Origin of the sequence: Leifsonia xyli subsp. cynodontis DSM 46306, assembly GCF_000470775.1 — a bacterium.
Taxonomy (GTDB): domain Bacteria; phylum Actinomycetota; class Actinomycetes; order Actinomycetales; family Microbacteriaceae; genus Leifsonia; species Leifsonia cynodontis.
Map to the genome: position 1 here is coordinate 2,534,444 of NC_022438.1, position 14,015 is coordinate 2,548,458.

The following is a 14,015-nucleotide window of genomic DNA, read 5'->3' on the forward strand; positions in this document are numbered from 1 at the left end:
GGGAGGTTCAGGGGTGGTGCTTCTCCTCGTCCCAGGAGAGCTCTCCCGAGACGAGGTCGTCGATCAGGGCATCGAGGGCGGCCACGTCGGCCTCCGCCATCGTGCGCAGATAGCGCACATCCATCCAGTACTTGACAGGCAGCCCCTTCGCCCGCACGGTGTCGATCGCGTTGTCCAGCACGGCGATGTCGGCGCGGAGCAGACCGACCCGTTTCCGCAGGAGCGCGATCACGGTCTCGAGGGGCAGATTGTGCGCCTCCCCGAGACCGAGCGGGAACTCCGGGAACTCGTTGACCGGCGTGCCGAGGATCTCGGCCACGCGCTCAGCGAGCGCCAGCGTCCCCTTCTCCGTGATCTCGTAGGTGGTGCGCTCGGGCCGGTTGCCCTCGCGCTCGGTCCCGGTCGCCCGCACCAGAGCCTGCCAGGCCAGCCGGTCGACGGTGTGGTAGAGCGAGCCGGGACGGACCTTGACCAGCCGGTTCTCCGAGCGCTGCATGAGCGTCTGGTACATCTCGTACGGGTGCGTCGGCCCCTCGGCGAGCAGCGCGAGCGCGGCGACGGCGAGGGAGGTGAGCGCAGGGGTACGGGGCATGGGTCCTGGGTGGTCGGCGGTTGGCGGGAAAAGTATTGAATGAATGATTATTCCGAATGGAATAGTACGCATGGAGTGATCATGATGTCAAGCGGGTTCGCCGGGCTCCCCGCCCCGCTCCTCGAACAGCCGCCGGTGCGCTTCGGCTATGAGCTCCAGCGGAGTGAAATCGTCGAGGTCCGCTCTCGCGAGCACCGTCGCGGCGCCGATCCCCGTGAGGACCTGGAGCGCGGCCAATTCCTCGGCCGAGAATCCCCGCACCTTCAACCGGTAGACGCCGCTGCGCTGACGCCGTCCGCTCGCGAGCCGGCTCGCACTGCAGTCGACCACGCCGAGATCCTCGAGGTCGATCAGATGGGAGAGGGCCACGGTGGTCGACATCCGCAGAGCGGCGCCCATGTCGACGCTGGACGCGCCTTCGGGATGCGTCAGCAGATAGCGCAGCACCGCGGCACGGTTCGGCGTACACGCGACCACCGCGAGGAAGCCAATCGCACGATCAGGGAGGGAGGAGGTCTCCGACATTCGCCGACGCACCATGAGACCATCATGGGACGATCACTATCAAAAATCTTGTTATTAACTTATCTGTTAACAGATATGACAGAGATCGAAGCGCTCCTCCGGGCCGCGTCAGGGCCGAACGGCCACCCGCGGATACTCCGAGCAGGCGAGCGCGGCGTCCACCTCAGCCAGCGGGAAAACCGCGCCCACCAGTTCCTCGAACGGGTATCCTCGCCCCTCGCCGGCGAGGAAACGGACGGCCTGCTCCAGGTGATGCGGCGCGTAATCATGCACACCGCGAACAGTGAGCAGCCGGCGCGCGAGCTGTTCCGGCAGCAGCGGCCGTTCGGCAGACGGTCCGGCAGGGCCGACGGAGCCGACGAGCACCAGGATGCCGCCGACGTCCAGCATCCCGAAGAGAGAGCGCAGGGCGAACGGCGCCCCCGTGAACTCGAGTGCGATCGTCGGCGCCGCACCGCGCCCGCCGGCCTTCACGAAAGCCGCCAGCGAGCCTCCCAGGCCCTCAGCGGAGACCCCGGGATCGGCCACGGCGACAGCACCGAACGCGAGAGCCGCCTCACGGCGCTTCGGGTCGGGGGAGGGACAGCCCCGGCCCGCCTCGGCGGGGCTGAGGGCGAAGTCGGCGAGGTCGCGCCAGCCCAGCGCGTCGAGCACGGCGTCCTTGGTCGCGCGTGAGAAGCCCGTGATGAGGGCGACCTTGACGCCGATCGCGCGGAGACGGCGGATGAGCTCCTCGGCGCCCGGGACGGGACGGAGGCCCTCCTCTGCGGCAAGCTCGACGTAGGCGGACCCGAACACGGCGTTCGCGTGCTGCGCCTGGTACTCGTCGACGGTGAGCACGCGGAAGACGGAGATCGTCGGCTGCCCCATCGTCTCGCGGACGAAGGCACGGGCGCGGGCGGAGTCGGCGGCAGACCCGGCGATGCCCGCGGCTTCGGCGGCGCGCTCGAAGGCCCGCTCCACCAGCGCGCCGTCGACGACCGTCGTCCCGGCCAGGTCGAGCACGACGAGCTGGAGGTCGTCGACATCGAGGTCGTCGGTTTCGTCGTCGATGGTCGCGGCATCGTCGAACTCGCTGGTGATGAGACCGTCAGGGGTCATGGTGTGGCCTTTCTGTGCGGGGAGTGCCGGCTAGCGGAGCGGGGCCGCCGGGACCGGGACCCGCGGAACGGAGGAGAAGAGGTCGTCCACGACCCGATCGGCGAGGCCGAGGCCGGTCGTCATCCCGATGCCCGTGGTCACCGAGACCACTCGGACGGATGGAGCGGGCGAGGCGACCAGGAAATCGTCCGGCGCGGAGGCGTAGACGCCCTGCCAGCGCTCGCGCACCCGCAGGCGCTCGACGCCGAACAGCGCGCGGGTCTGTTCCAGCAGCAGTTCGAACGCCGGTTCGGACTGGAAGGGCGGCACATCCGCGTCGCGGTAATGCGTGTCGCCGACGATCAGCGAATCGTCCGGGCGCTGGGTGTACATCTGGTTCACATCCAGCGCCGCCAGCTCGGGATGCGCCTCAGCCAGCCGCTCGCGCACCACCGGTGCGCTCGGGGTCGCCGCGAACCCGCCGTACCGCAGCAGCGACCAGCCCGTCAGCACCGGCGCGGAGAGCGGCCGGTCGAGGTCGGCGTCCACGAGCATCATGTCGAGACCGCAGCGCAGGATGCCGTGTGCCTCCGCGATGCCGGGGAACAGCTGATCGACATCGTGGTTCACAGCGACGACGACCGCATCGGCGGAGACCCGCCCGCGCGAGGTGTACACGCGCCCGGTCTCCACGCCGGTCACGGTGGTCTGCCAGAAGAAGTCGACGCCGTGCGCGTCCAGCCAGCGGGCGATCGCCGGCGCGGCCTCGCGCGGGTCCACCTGCAGATCGGCGGGCAGCAGCGCGCCGCCGACGACACCGCCGCCAGCCGGGACGCGCTCGCGCACCTCCGCGGGCGTCAGCAGCCGCACATCCTGGACTCCGCGGCGGTCGCGGAACTCCTCGAGCACGGCGAGCTCGTCCGCCGCCTGGGCGACGACGACCGTCCCGGACTCGCGCAGCCAGAACCCGGCCTCCGGGGCGAGCATCAGCCACAGCTCCCGCGCGAGCTCGGCATAGGTGCGCGCCTCGCCCTCCTGCGGGGTGACGCACAGGTGCCCGAAGTTGCGGATCGAAGCGCCGTTCACACCCCGCGCCCGCTCGATGACGGCGACCGTCAGCCCGCGCCGGAGCGCCGCCACGGCGTGCCCCAGGCCGACGACGCCCCCGCCGACCACCGCCAGATCGTAGTGCCTTCCCATGCCGACTCCTTCCGCGCCTCAGCGCGTCGCCTTCCGCATCCAGACGGCGACGACCTCCACGGGGAAGGCCGTCGCCCGATCGCGAGGACGAACGCGAACACCTCGTTCCACGCCGCGACGCGCGCCACGCTGTCCGGGGAGGGGCCGCTCCCGCCACCGCCGACGGCCCCGGGGACCGTCGGCGCACGGATTCGTCAAGCCCCGCCCCTCGACAGCGCGCGCGTTCTCAGCCATGCGCACCACGGTAGGGGACGGGGACGACAGCGGCGGGAAGCCCGGGTAACCGGAAGGTGAACGGCGGGCGACCGCCGCAGGAGTGCGGGCGGGGCCGGCGGGGGCCGGTCCGACCAGCTCCGGCCCCACGGTAGAATCGGTGCGTCCCCATGCGCGAGTGAGCGGAGATCACCCTTTGTCGACGATCGTTGTTGAAGTCATGCCCAAGGCCGAACTGCTCGACCCGCAGGGGAAAGCCGTCGCCGCGGCGCTCACCCGCACCGGGAAGGGAGCGTTCTCCTCGGTCCGCGTCGGCAAACGCTTCGAGCTGACCGTGGACGGCCCGATCGACGACGCCACGCGCGCCGCGGTCGAGGAGATCGCGAACGACATCCTCTCCAACTCCGTGATCGAGGACGTAGTGGGCATCCACTATCCGCACGAGGACGCCTGATGCGCATCGGCGTCATCACCTTCCCCGGCTCGCTCGACGCCCGCGACGCGCTGCGCGCCGTCCGTCTCGCCGGCGCCGAGCCGGTCGCCCTCTGGCACGGCGACCACGATCTGCAGAGGGTCGACGCCCTGATGCTGCCGGGCGGGTTCAGCTACGGCGACTATCTGCGCTGTGGAGCCATCGCGAGCCTGTCGCCGATCATGACCGAGGTCCTGGAGGCCGCGGGCAAGGGGATGCCGGTCCTCGGCGTCTGCAACGGCTTCCAGATGCTCGCCGAGGCCCATCTCGTGGCCGGCGGTCTCATCCGCAACGACCACGGGAACTTCATCCGCCGCGACCAGTCGCTGACCGTCGAGAACACGGACACCCCCTGGACGGGCGGCTTCGAGCGCGGCCAGGAGATCGTCATCCCGCTCAAGAACGGCGAGGGCGGCTTCATCGCCTCCGCCGAGGAGCTGAAACGGCTCGAGGGCGAAGGGATGGTGGTCTTCCGCTACCGGGGCGTCAACCCCAACGGCTCCCTCAACGACATCGCCGGCGTCCGCAACGATCGCGGCAACGTCGTCGGGCTCATGCCCCACCCCGAGCACGCGGTCGAGCTGGGCTTCGGACCGGACACCGCCCAGGCGATGCGCTCCGGCACGGACGGACTCGCCTTCTTCACCTCGGTCGTCCGCTCGACGCTGGTGGAAGTGTAGCCGGGAGCCATGGCCGCCCTTCGGGCGAAGGGACTAGCGGCGCTCTTCCGGGCGGCGTTGACTGAGGGCATGGACGACACGGCGGGACGCAGGACACTCATCCGCACCCTCATGCAGCAGTTGCAGACCGGCCCGGTCACGGTGCGCGCGGAGGACATCGACATCTCGCCCCTCGAATGGCGCTCAGCCGCACGAGAGGCCGCCCAGCGGCTCGACCGGCCACTGACCGTGTACGCGCACGGGACAGTCACCTGGGTGCGGCTCGCGGAGCCGCCGACAGCGCCGACGCGCGCGCAGCGCCTTCCAACTTTCGGGTGATGCGCGCCGCCGCGGCTCCGGCGATGCTGGAAACATGCCACCTCGCCTCCTCTATCGAACGCTCGCCATCGCGGAAGCCGCCACCTGGACGCTCCTCCTCGCGGGAATGCTGCTGAAATACGCCGTCAAAGTCGGGGATTGGCCGGTCGTCGTGGCCGGTTCCCTCCACGGTTTCGTGTTCCTCTCGTACGCCATCGTGGCCACCCTCGTCAACGTCAACCAGCGCTGGCGCCTGCCGCTCATCGTGCTCGCTGTCGTCACCGCGATCGTCCCGTACGCGACCGTGCCGTTCGACCTCTGGGCGGACCGCTCGGGCGGCTGGACGGGGGCTGGCGCACGACAGCCACCGAAGACCCTCGCGACCACACGAGGTTCGGCCGGCTGTTCCGGTGGATGCTGACGCACGTCCCGGTGCTGGCCGGAACCCTGGCGGCCCTCGCCGTGGCGATCATGGTGGCGCTGCTGCTGATCGGGCCGCCGAAGCTGTCCTGACCGCTGGCTCCGCGGACCCGGCCCTCCCTAGCTGCCTCCGCGTTCACGGGTCGAGGCTGAGGTGGGGCTGTGGCATGCGGGGAGGTGGGGATGGGGATGCTCGATGATCACCACCTCTCTGGCGTGCTTCTTTCCCACGACCGCCGCGTCAGCGCGGACCGGGGCTTGACAGGCACGCTTTGATCCAGTAAAGCGTACCGCAACCCAATACTGCGCACAGAAGTTATCCTAAACAAGATTCGAGGTGGGTTTGCCATGATGACGAAACCTCCGAAGAAGGCGTTCCCCTGTCGTCGCCTCTTCAGCGTCGTCGCAGCCGGGGTGGTTCTCGCTCTTACGCCCGTCGCCGGGGCGCTTGCCGCTCCATCGTCTCCGCCCGGCGGCAAGGTCGCGGTCGCGACGCGGCCAGCGAACGTGCCGGCTGACTACATCGCCACTCCCGACGGATTCTTCGCACCGAGTTGCGTCTATCGTCTCGCCGCGAACCAGCTTCTCATGCCGGACCGCGGCACCGAGGCCATCGTCACGATGTCAGCCGCACAACGGCGCCTCGCCAACCCCGCGGCATGGGCGCCCCCGCCGCCCCTTTATCGACGGGCGTGGTCGACACGGTGACTCCCCAGCAGATTTCCACCGCACCGCACGTCAGCGCCTGCACGCACAACCACTACAGCCCGGCGGGCACTGCCCTCTCGCCTCAAACGACCACGCAGTCCAGACCGAAGCGGCCCACAATCAACGGATGGCTGGAGGATGCGCAAGACGCCACGACGGGGCCGATGAGCTCTTTGCACGAGGAGTGGAATGTTCCACGTGGCCCGAAGAAGCCCGGCAGGCAATACGTCTACTTCTTCCCAGGCTTTCAGAACCTAGAAGGACCCGCCACGATCATGCAGCCAGTGCTTGCCTGGACAGGTTCCGGCAACATCAACGGATGGTACGCGTCAAGCCGGAACTGCTGCATCGTCGGCAATGTGTACGGCAGCGATAACATCCTGATCACCGGAACCACCGTGACCGGCGACGTGTCCGGGCAGGGCTGCGACCCATCCACGGGCGTGTGCTCGAGCTGGACGATCACCGTCACCGACCAGCGATCGAAAAAGTCCGCCACTCTCACCACCACCTCCGGGGGATACCCGATGAACTGGACATTCGGCGGAGTGCTCGAGCCCTACGGCGTGTCCCGTTGTTCTCATTTCCCCGGCACCGATTTGACATTTTCGAATACCAGTTTCACCAACATCGCTAACGAACCAGTGTCCCCAACGTGGGAGACCGAGATACACACCCCGGTCTCGCCACAATGCGGCTACAAGGTCACGTTCCCCAGCCCTGACTCCATAACTCTGAGCTACTGAAACCCTCTTCCTGCCGTCGAACACCAACCATAACGGCCCGGAGCGATTCTGGGATTCTCGCGGTCGTTGCACCACCAGAGAAGTTCTGGGAGCTGCAACGACCGCGGCCCGTTCCAGCGCCAGCTCGAACTCGAACACCGGCCTCGTCGGCTCCGGCATCGGCACCCCGCTGCCGGAACCGCCGTCCACTCCATCCTCCCCTCGTCAGAGCGTCAGACCGTGCCCGATCGGGAACAGCGCGTCGCGCGATCCGCCCACGGCGTCGGGTGCGTGCTCCTCCACCGCCGCCATCGAGGACGGCAGTTCGAGCGGGAGTCTGCCCCGCGGCGGAATGCGGCCGGAGAGCGCGTCCCGGAGCGCCGCGTCGCTGGTCCCGAAGACGCCGACCAGTGCGACCACACCGGGCATGTCGACGAACGGCGTCAGAATGGCCGCGCGGTCCAGGTTGACGACCAGGACGACCGGGACACGCGCAGCGAGCGCCCGGATGCGCTCCACCTCGGCCGGCGGGAAATCGAGCGACCCCTGGTGGAACCACGCCTCAAGGAACAGGTCATCGCGGTGCTCCCACGGAGCGTTCACGCGCACGACGGCGACCTCGGCCTCCTCCGGCGTGGCGACCGCGTCCGGGAGGGAGCAGCCGTCCGCGTAGATCCGTGTGGCGGGGGCCAGCGGCAGAGCCCCCTCCGCCACCTGGAGCAGCGTCACCGACTCGGCCTGCGCCCGGTGGCCCGCGGCACGGAACGCCTCGTTCCCGACCAGGGCGAAGGCGGCTTCTTCGTCCACGAACGGGTCGCCGAAGAGCCCGAGCTGGAATTTCACGAGCAGCAGGCGGCGCGCGGACTCGTCGATCCGCGCCTCGCTGACGCGGCCGTCGCGCACGAGGGCGAGAAGCAGGTCCACGCACTCCTCTCCGCCGAACTGGTCGGCGCCCGCGTCGAGGATGCGGAGCATGCGCTCTTCGGGGTTCAGCTCCTCCACGCCCCAGGCGCGGGCCGGGAGCGCCTGGTCGCCGACATGGTTGTCGTTGACGAGTTCCCAGTCGGTGACCACGACGCCGTCGTAGCCCAACTTCTGACGGAGCAAACCGGTCACGATCTGCTTGTTGTAGCCGAAGCCGACGGGCTCGATCTCCTCGCCGTCGATCTCGAGGGCGATCGGCATCCCGTAGTAGGTGTGTTTCTCAGGGACGTTGGTCAATCTGCTGATGGGTGGCTGGCTGCCGATGGCGGTGTGGGGCCTGTGGTGATTGTAGGAGTGCAGCCAGGCCGGGAGTGCGTTGCGGCGGGCTGATTCGGAGTTGTAGTGCCGGGCGTATGCCCAGCCGTCGGCGAGGGTGCGGTGGAAGCGTTCGATCTTGCCGTTCGTCTGCGGATGGTAGGGCCGGGTGCGTTTCGGTTGGATGCTGAGCTCGGCGCAAGCGTCGCGCCAGGCGTATGAGCGGTATGCGGAGCCGTTGTCGGAGAGCACCTGTTCGACGGTGACGCCACGGCTGGCGAACCAGCCGACCGCTCGACGCAGAACAGCGATTGCAGTGGCGGCGGTTTCGTCGTCGTGGATCTCGGCGTAAGCGACACGGGAGTGATCGTCGATGACGGTATGAACGAACGCTGTGCCGGTGATCATGTCGCCGGTGATCCCGTGTTTCCCGGTCCGCTTCGCGGTGATGGCCTTGTTCCGCTCTCCCTGGAGACGTCCGACGTAGCGCCAGCCGCCACCGTCGGGGATGTTGCCGAGTTTCTTGATGTCGACGTGGATCATCGATCCGGGATGCTCGTGCTCGTAGCGGCGGGCGGGTTCGCCGGTGCGGACGTCGACGTGGCTGGGCCGATTGATCCGGCACCGGGAGAGGACCGTGTGAACGGTCGAGGCGGGCATGCCGAGCTGGGCGCCGATACCGACTGGTCCCAGCCGCTTCTTCCACCGCAGATGCACGACCTTGCGGACCAGTCTTCGCGGGGTCTTGTTCGGGCTGTGATGCGGCCGTGACGAACGGTCCAGCATTCCCGCCTCGCCCATCTCCACGTAACGACGAGCCCATCGGTCCGCGGTGCGTCAGGACACTCGGAAGTAGGTCGCCGCCGCAGCAACGGACCAGCCGTCGTCGACGACTTGGCGGGCCAGGCGGAGGCATTCGCGAGGAGTCAAAGCAGCATTAGCGTGGGTCACGAGGACCTCCTAAGTCATCGAGTGCAGGGAAACTAGACAGCCCCACTCTCGACCGGGAGGTCCTCACCCATCTATCGCGTCACACCTCAACCAACGTCCCTGAGCAGCACACCTAGGGGAGGGTGTGACCGGCGGCCCGGAACAGGCGATACCACTCTTCGCGTGTCAGCGGGAGGTCGGAGCCGGCCGCCGACTCAGCGACACGTCCGGCGTCGGTGGTGCCGAGCACGACCTGTATCCGGGCGGGGTGACGGGTGATCCAGGCGACGGCGACACCGGCCGGGGTGACGCCGTACCGGGCAGCCAGTTCGTCCAGCGCGTCGTTCAGCTCGGCGTAGTGCTCGCGGTCGCCCAGGAAGACGCCGTCGAAGAAGCCCTTCTGGAACGGCGACCACGCTTGCAGTGTGATGTCGTTCAGCCGGGCGTAGTCGAGGATGCCTTTGTCGCGGTCGACGGACTGATCGAGGCCGGCCATATTGGCGGCGACGCCCTGCGCGAGGATCGGCGCGTGCGTGATGCTCAGCTGCACCTGGTTCACCGCCAGCGGCTGCCGGACCCAGCGCTTCAGCAGTTCCACCTGGCCGGGCGTGTGGTTGGAGACGCCGAACGACCGCACCTTGCCGGACTCCTCCAGCCGGTCGAACGCCGCCGCGACCTCCTCCGGCTCGACGAGCGTGTCGGGCCGGTGCAGCAGCAGGATGTCGAGGTAGTCGGTGTTCAGGGCCGCGAGCGATTCGTCGACGGTCGTCAGGATGTGCTCGCGCGAGAAGTCGAAGAAGCCGTCCCGGATGCCCACCTTGGACTGGATGACGACCCGGTCGCGTTCGGCGGCGGGGATCGCCCCCGCGTCGCCGAAACGCCGCTCCGCGCCGTGACGCTCGTCGCCGTAGATGTCGGCGTGGTCGAACATGGTGATCCCGGCATCCCGGGCGGCTCCGACGAGCGCGCGGATCTCCTGGGCGGAGAGCGGGCTGATCCGCATGAGGCCGAGGATAACGTTCGAGGCATCGATCGCGGTGTTCGGCAGCGTGAAGGTCTTCATGCCCCCATGTAACACCCCCTTCGGGGGGTTCGCACCCGGGGGCCCGCGGGCACGACAAAGCTAGGCTCGCAGGATGGACGACGCGCTCGGCGAGGAGGCGGTGATCGCTCTGCGCACAGAGCTGGTGACCGCTGTCCGCACGCTGACAGAGGCGGGCGCCCGGGATGAAGCGCTCGCGGTGTACGTCCCACGCGGCGGCGCAAGCTCGGCGTCCCCCTCGAACCGGTGCTGCGTCCGGTCGGACGGGTGTGGCGGCTCGGGGTGCTGCTGCTGGACGCCGAGGCCGGGCTGCACGCGACGGGCCGGCTCATCCGCGCGACGCCTCCGGGGCGCACGCAGTACGTCTCCGTCTCCGCAGAGACCCGGCGCGCCTTCCGCGCGGCGGCCGGACGCGGACATGTCCGGGACGGTGAGACGGTCAACTTCGACAGCGTCCCGATCGATCTGACGGCCGGGGCGCTGCGGGACGCCACCGGACCGCTTCTGCTCCGCGACGGACGGCTGCTAGTGCGCTGGAGCGCAGCGGGCGAGCCGGTGGACGCGCACACCTACCTGGCCGAGCGGGTGGCGCTGGCGGCGGACCCACCCGCAGGCGCCTGACCCCCTCCACCCACCCCATCCCCCTCCTCCCCTCCCCCATCTCCCACCCCCTCCTCTCCCACCCCATCCAGCCCCACTGGAAGGGAGGAGATTCTGCCCCACCATCCCCATATCTCCTCCTTTCCTTGCGACACGCCGCACCTCGGCTCCACAAGTCCTCCGTTTCCTGCGCGGCAGGAAAAGGAGGAGATACATCTCAGATCCGGACAAAACGCAAGAAAAGGAGGAGTCTCGAGCGGCGAGGGCCGAAAACTCCTCCCTTTCGGGTGGGGCGGGGTGGGGGTGGGTGGCTAGCTGCTCGCTGCGAGGCGGAACCGCTCGGGTGGCGGAGCGCCGTCGAGGGCGAGCCGCGCGAGCATCCCGCCCAGCTCCGGCGCGAACTTGAAGCCGTGCCCGGAGAATCCGGTCGCGACGGTGACCTGCCCGACCCGGTCGAGCACGAACGCATCATCCGGCGCGTTGTCGTAGAGGCAGCTGACCACCGCGGGACGGTCCGCATCCGCACCGGGCACCCATTCCGCGACATACTCGCGCAGAGCGGCCAGCCGGAGCGGATCGGGGCGCGGGTCACGCGCTTCCGGGTCGACGGCCGGACCGTTGCCGTGGATGCCGACCTTCACTCCCTCTCCGGGCGTCAGCAGACCGTAGACGTCCCGGCCGGCCGAGACGGGATGATGCACGAAGCTCGGCCAGACGCTCTCGTCCGAGACCGGGCCCAGGACAAGCGGGAAATGGGCCGGCTGCTCCTCCGTCACGCGCACCTCCGGCAGCGGGCGGCCGCGCTCCGCGAGCCAGCCGCCGACGAGCTTCGGCGTCCACGAACCCGCCGCGACGGACCAGACAGGATGCCCGCAGCACGTCGTGGCCGACGAGCACGGAGACCGCGCCGCTGCCGACCGGCCGCACCTGCGCGACCGGCGCGCCGAACCTCAGCTCGGCCCCCGCGACGGCCGCCGCATCCAGCAGCGCCTCGATCGCAGCGTCGGCATGCAGCCGGCCACCGTCAGCGTGGAAGAGCACGTCCTCCTCGAAGAGCAGCCCCGGCCACCGGCGGTGCGCTTCCGTCCCGTCGAGCCGCTCGGTCCCGATCCCGGCCGCGGCCATCGCGTCCTGGATGCGGTCCAGAGCCGCCGGGTCGCCGTGATCGACCGCGCCGGTCTCCTCCAACAGGGCGCGTCCGCTCGCGCGTTCCAGCTTCCGCCACCCGTCTCGCGCGGCCACGGTCATCCCGACGTAGTCGGCTTCGGCGTAACCGTGGCGGAAGATCCGCGTGGCGCCGTGCGAGGAGCCGCGGTCGTGCCCCCGTCCGAACGCCTCCAGCAGCAGAACGCGAGAGCCGGCCTCGGCGAGCGCTCCGCGCCTCTCCCGGCGAGCGCAGACGACGACCCCCAGCGCAGCCCCCAGCAGAGCGCCGGTGGTGTTCGCGGCCACATCCATCAGCGAAGCGAACCGCTCCGGCAGGAAGGCGAACTGCCCGGCCTCGATGACCGCGCTCGCGGCGAAGCCGACGAGCGGGGCCAGCCACCAGCGCCGACGGCCGACGATCAGGACGAAGAGCAGCCCAGGGGGAACGAAGAAGAGCACATTGCCCGCGCTCTCGAGGACGGTGTATGCGTCGATCGGGCGGATGCCGATCCCGGAGAACGCCCCGAGCAACCGGAACAGCGGCTGCTGGAGTGGGCGATCCACCGGGATCGGCCAGAACGCGACCAGGGCCACGAAGAGCGCGTACGCAGCGAGGGCGACGGCAGCGGAGGAACGCGCTCGACGGGACAGGGGCACCGGGACAGCATAGGCGTCCCGGCTCACCGCGCCCTGGGAGAGAAATGTAAGATCGACCAGTGCAACAGACCAGGAAACTGCCGGTGCTCGTGCTCGCCGGGATGGTCGTCGGCTCGATGGTCGGCGCGGGCGTCTTCTCGCTGCCCGGCACCTTCGCGGGCGCCACCGGTGCGATCGGAGAGGCCGTCGCATGGACGCTGGCCGGCACCGGTATGCTGACACTCGTCTTGGTGTTCCAGCGCCTCGCCGTCCGCCGCCCCGAACTCGACTCCGGAATCTATGCCTACGCCAAGGCCGGGTTCGGCGACTACGTCGGCTTCTTCTCCGCGTTCGGCTACTGGGCGAGCGGATGCGCGGGCAACGTGACCTACCTCGTCCTCATCGGGTCCACGCTCGGGGCGCTCTTCCCCGCGTTCGGCGGTGGGAACACCGTGGTCGCGGTGCTCGTCTCCAGCGGCCTCGTCTGGCTGTTCTCCTTCCTGATCCGGCGCGGCGTCCCGCAAGCGGCCTGGATCAACACGATCGTCGCCGTCGCGAAAGTCCTGCCGCTGGAGGTCTTCCTCGTCCTGGTCGCGACCGTCGGCTTCTCCTGGCAGATGTTCGCGCAGAACCTCTGGGGCGGCGAAGCGCCCGGCCTCGGCTCCCTCGGCGGCCAGATCCAGCAGACGCTGCTGCTGACGGTCTTCGTGTTCCTCGGGGTCGAAGGAGCCTCGGTCTACTCGCGCTACGCCCGCTCGCGAAAGGATGTCGGCCGGGCCACGCTCATCGGCTTCCTCGGGGTGCTCTGCCTGTTCGCGATGATCACCATCCTCTCGTTCGGGGTCGCCCCGCGCGCGGAGATCGGCGGGATGAGGCAGCCGTCGGTCGCGAGCGTGCTGGCCGTCGTCGTGGGGCCGTGGGGCTACGCCTTCATCAGCGCCGGGCTGATCGTGTCGGTGCTCGGCGCGTACCTCTCCTGGACGCTGATGGCCTCCGAAGTGCTGTTCAGTGCGGCGCGCAACGATGACGCGCCTCGGTTCCTCGCCCGCACCTCCGCCCGTGGCGTCCCGGTCGCGTCATTGCTGCTGACGAGCCTGCTGGTGCAGACGCTGCTGGTGGTGACGCTGTTCGCGGAGAATGCGTTCACGTTCGCCCTGAGCCTGTGCAGTTCGCTCGCGCTCATCCCCTATGTGCTCACCGCCGCGTACGCGCTGAAACTTGAGACGCCGGCCGGCGACGATCCCGGCGGGCGCAGCCGGCGCGGGCTGGCGGTCGCGGTGATCGCGACCGCGTACACCCTCTTCCTCATCGTGGCCGCCGGGCCGCAGTATCTGCTCATGACTTTCGTGATCTATGCGCCGGGGACGCTGCTTTTCGCTCTCGCCCGCCGCGAGCGCGGGCTGCGGGTGTTCCGTCCGCACGAAGCCGCCCTGTGCGTGGCCGCAGTGCTCCTGGCGGTGACGGCGGTGGTGGCGCTGGCCACCGGGTGGATCAGAATCTGACGGTCATC

General features: G+C 69.3%; 14 protein-coding genes and 3 pseudogenes. 8 read left to right on the forward strand and 9 right to left on the reverse strand.

From position 1 onward, the window contains the following. Window positions 1-7: 7 nt before the first annotated feature. The 4 genes from O159_RS12165 to O159_RS12185 form a co-directional block, all read right to left on the reverse strand. Complete coding sequence (locus tag O159_RS12165; protein ID WP_021756079.1) at window positions 8-592, reverse strand: PadR family transcriptional regulator; 585 nt, start codon at window positions 590-592, stop codon at window positions 8-10. Between the two features lie 87 nt (window positions 593-679). Next, window positions 680-1,117 (reverse strand): helix-turn-helix domain-containing protein, encoded by a 438-nt coding sequence (locus tag O159_RS12170; RefSeq protein ID WP_021756080.1) that lies wholly within the window; start codon window positions 1,115-1,117, stop codon window positions 680-682. Window positions 1,118-1,225: 108 nt separating this feature from the next. Next, window positions 1,226-2,218: an HAD family hydrolase gene (locus tag O159_RS16040; RefSeq protein WP_021756081.1), complete on the reverse strand. Its 993-nt coding sequence runs from the start codon at window positions 2,216-2,218 to the stop codon at window positions 1,226-1,228. Window positions 2,219-2,248: 30 nt separating this feature from the next. Continuing rightward, window positions 2,249-3,397, reverse strand: a complete 1,149-nt coding sequence (locus O159_RS12185) for a TIGR03364 family FAD-dependent oxidoreductase (protein ID WP_021756082.1) — start codon at window positions 3,395-3,397, stop codon at window positions 2,249-2,251. Window positions 3,398-3,806: 409 nt separating this feature from the next. Here O159_RS12185 and purS point away from each other — a divergent pair, with 409 nt between their 5' ends. The 6 genes from purS to O159_RS14750 all read left to right on the forward strand — a co-directional run bounded on the left by purS (window position 3,807) and on the right by O159_RS14750 (window position 6,933). Further along, window positions 3,807-4,064: a phosphoribosylformylglycinamidine synthase subunit PurS gene (gene purS / locus O159_RS12190; RefSeq protein ID WP_169725704.1), complete on the forward strand. Its 258-nt coding sequence runs from the start codon at window positions 3,807-3,809 to the stop codon at window positions 4,062-4,064. Beyond that, window positions 4,064-4,762: a phosphoribosylformylglycinamidine synthase subunit PurQ gene (purQ, locus tag O159_RS12195; RefSeq protein WP_021756084.1), complete on the forward strand. Its 699-nt coding sequence runs from the start codon at window positions 4,064-4,066 to the stop codon at window positions 4,760-4,762. Before purS ends, purQ begins: the two co-directional genes overlap by 1 nt. 69 nt (window positions 4,763-4,831) lie before the next feature. Then, window positions 4,832-5,080, forward strand: a complete 249-nt coding sequence (locus O159_RS12200; RefSeq protein ID WP_144267706.1) for a hypothetical protein — start codon at window positions 4,832-4,834, stop codon at window positions 5,078-5,080. 34 nt (window positions 5,081-5,114) lie between these two features. Next, window positions 5,115-5,480: a DUF3817 domain-containing protein gene (locus O159_RS12205; protein ID WP_052323548.1), complete on the forward strand. Its 366-nt coding sequence runs from the start codon at window positions 5,115-5,117 to the stop codon at window positions 5,478-5,480. A 347-nt stretch (window positions 5,481-5,827) separates the two neighbouring features. Then, complete coding sequence (locus O159_RS12210; protein ID WP_021756086.1) at window positions 5,828-6,187, forward strand: hypothetical protein; 360 nt, start codon at window positions 5,828-5,830, stop codon at window positions 6,185-6,187. After that, window positions 6,139-6,933: a hypothetical protein gene (locus tag O159_RS14750; protein ID WP_144267708.1), complete on the forward strand. Its 795-nt coding sequence runs from the start codon at window positions 6,139-6,141 to the stop codon at window positions 6,931-6,933. Before O159_RS12210 ends, O159_RS14750 begins: the two co-directional genes overlap by 49 nt. Before the next feature lie 204 nt (window positions 6,934-7,137). Here the strand turns inward: O159_RS14750 and O159_RS12220 are convergent. The 3 genes and pseudogenes from O159_RS12220 to O159_RS12230 all read right to left on the reverse strand — a co-directional run. Then, a pseudogene (locus tag O159_RS12220) lies at window positions 7,138-8,106 on the reverse strand (glycoside hydrolase family 3 C-terminal domain-containing protein); the annotation flags it as partial. A 15-nt stretch (window positions 8,107-8,121) separates the two neighbouring features. Continuing rightward, window positions 8,122-9,102 (reverse strand): annotated as a pseudogene (locus O159_RS14275) (IS481 family transposase); the annotation flags it as partial. A 112-nt stretch (window positions 9,103-9,214) separates the two neighbouring features. Then, complete coding sequence (locus O159_RS12230) at window positions 9,215-10,144, reverse strand: aldo/keto reductase (RefSeq protein ID WP_021756089.1); 930 nt, start codon at window positions 10,142-10,144, stop codon at window positions 9,215-9,217. 225 nt (window positions 10,145-10,369) lie between these two features. Between O159_RS12230 and O159_RS12235 the strand changes: the two genes are divergently transcribed. After that, a complete protein-coding gene (locus tag O159_RS12235; RefSeq protein ID WP_021756090.1) occupies window positions 10,370-10,744 on the forward strand; it encodes a hypothetical protein in 375 nt (124 codons plus the stop codon). Between the two features lie 290 nt (window positions 10,745-11,034). Here the strand turns inward: O159_RS12235 and O159_RS16355 are convergent, their stop codons facing one another. After that, complete coding sequence (locus O159_RS16355; RefSeq protein ID WP_407929770.1) at window positions 11,035-11,514, reverse strand: FAD-dependent oxidoreductase; 480 nt, start codon at window positions 11,512-11,514, stop codon at window positions 11,035-11,037. Window positions 11,515-11,638: 124 nt separating this feature from the next. Continuing rightward, a pseudogene (locus O159_RS16360) lies at window positions 11,639-12,553 on the reverse strand (FAD-dependent oxidoreductase); the annotation flags it as partial. Window positions 12,554-12,585: 32 nt separating this feature from the next. Between O159_RS16360 and O159_RS12250 the strand changes: the two are divergent. Continuing rightward, entirely contained in the window at window positions 12,586-14,007 is a 1,422-nt protein-coding gene (locus tag O159_RS12250) for a basic amino acid/polyamine antiporter (RefSeq protein WP_021756091.1), read from the forward strand. The last annotated feature ends 8 nt before the right edge of the window (window positions 14,008-14,015 follow it).

Excerpts from the sequence above, each read along its gene's own strand:
- O159_RS12165 (WP_021756079.1), bottom strand. The coding sequence starts at position 592 with ATGCCCCGTACCCCTGCGCTCACCTCCCTCGCCGTCGCCGCGCTCGCG.
- O159_RS12170 (WP_021756080.1), bottom strand. The coding sequence starts at position 1,117 with ATGTCGGAGACCTCCTCCCTCCCTGATCGTGCGATTGGCTTCCTCGCG.
- O159_RS16040 (WP_021756081.1), bottom strand. The coding sequence starts at position 2,218 with ATGACCCCTGACGGTCTCATCACCAGCGAGTTCGACGATGCCGCGACC.
- O159_RS12185 (WP_021756082.1), bottom strand. The coding sequence starts at position 3,397 with ATGGGAAGGCACTACGATCTGGCGGTGGTCGGCGGGGGCGTCGTCGGC.
- purQ (WP_021756084.1), top strand. The coding sequence starts at position 4,064 with ATGCGCATCGGCGTCATCACCTTCCCCGGCTCGCTCGACGCCCGCGAC.
- O159_RS12200 (WP_144267706.1), top strand. The coding sequence starts at position 4,832 with ATGGACGACACGGCGGGACGCAGGACACTCATCCGCACCCTCATGCAG.
- O159_RS12205 (WP_052323548.1), top strand. The coding sequence starts at position 5,115 with ATGCCACCTCGCCTCCTCTATCGAACGCTCGCCATCGCGGAAGCCGCC.
- O159_RS12210 (WP_021756086.1), top strand. The coding sequence starts at position 5,828 with ATGATGACGAAACCTCCGAAGAAGGCGTTCCCCTGTCGTCGCCTCTTC.
- O159_RS14750 (WP_144267708.1), top strand. The coding sequence starts at position 6,139 with ATGGGCGCCCCCGCCGCCCCTTTATCGACGGGCGTGGTCGACACGGTG.
- O159_RS12230 (WP_021756089.1), bottom strand. The coding sequence starts at position 10,144 with ATGAAGACCTTCACGCTGCCGAACACCGCGATCGATGCCTCGAACGTT.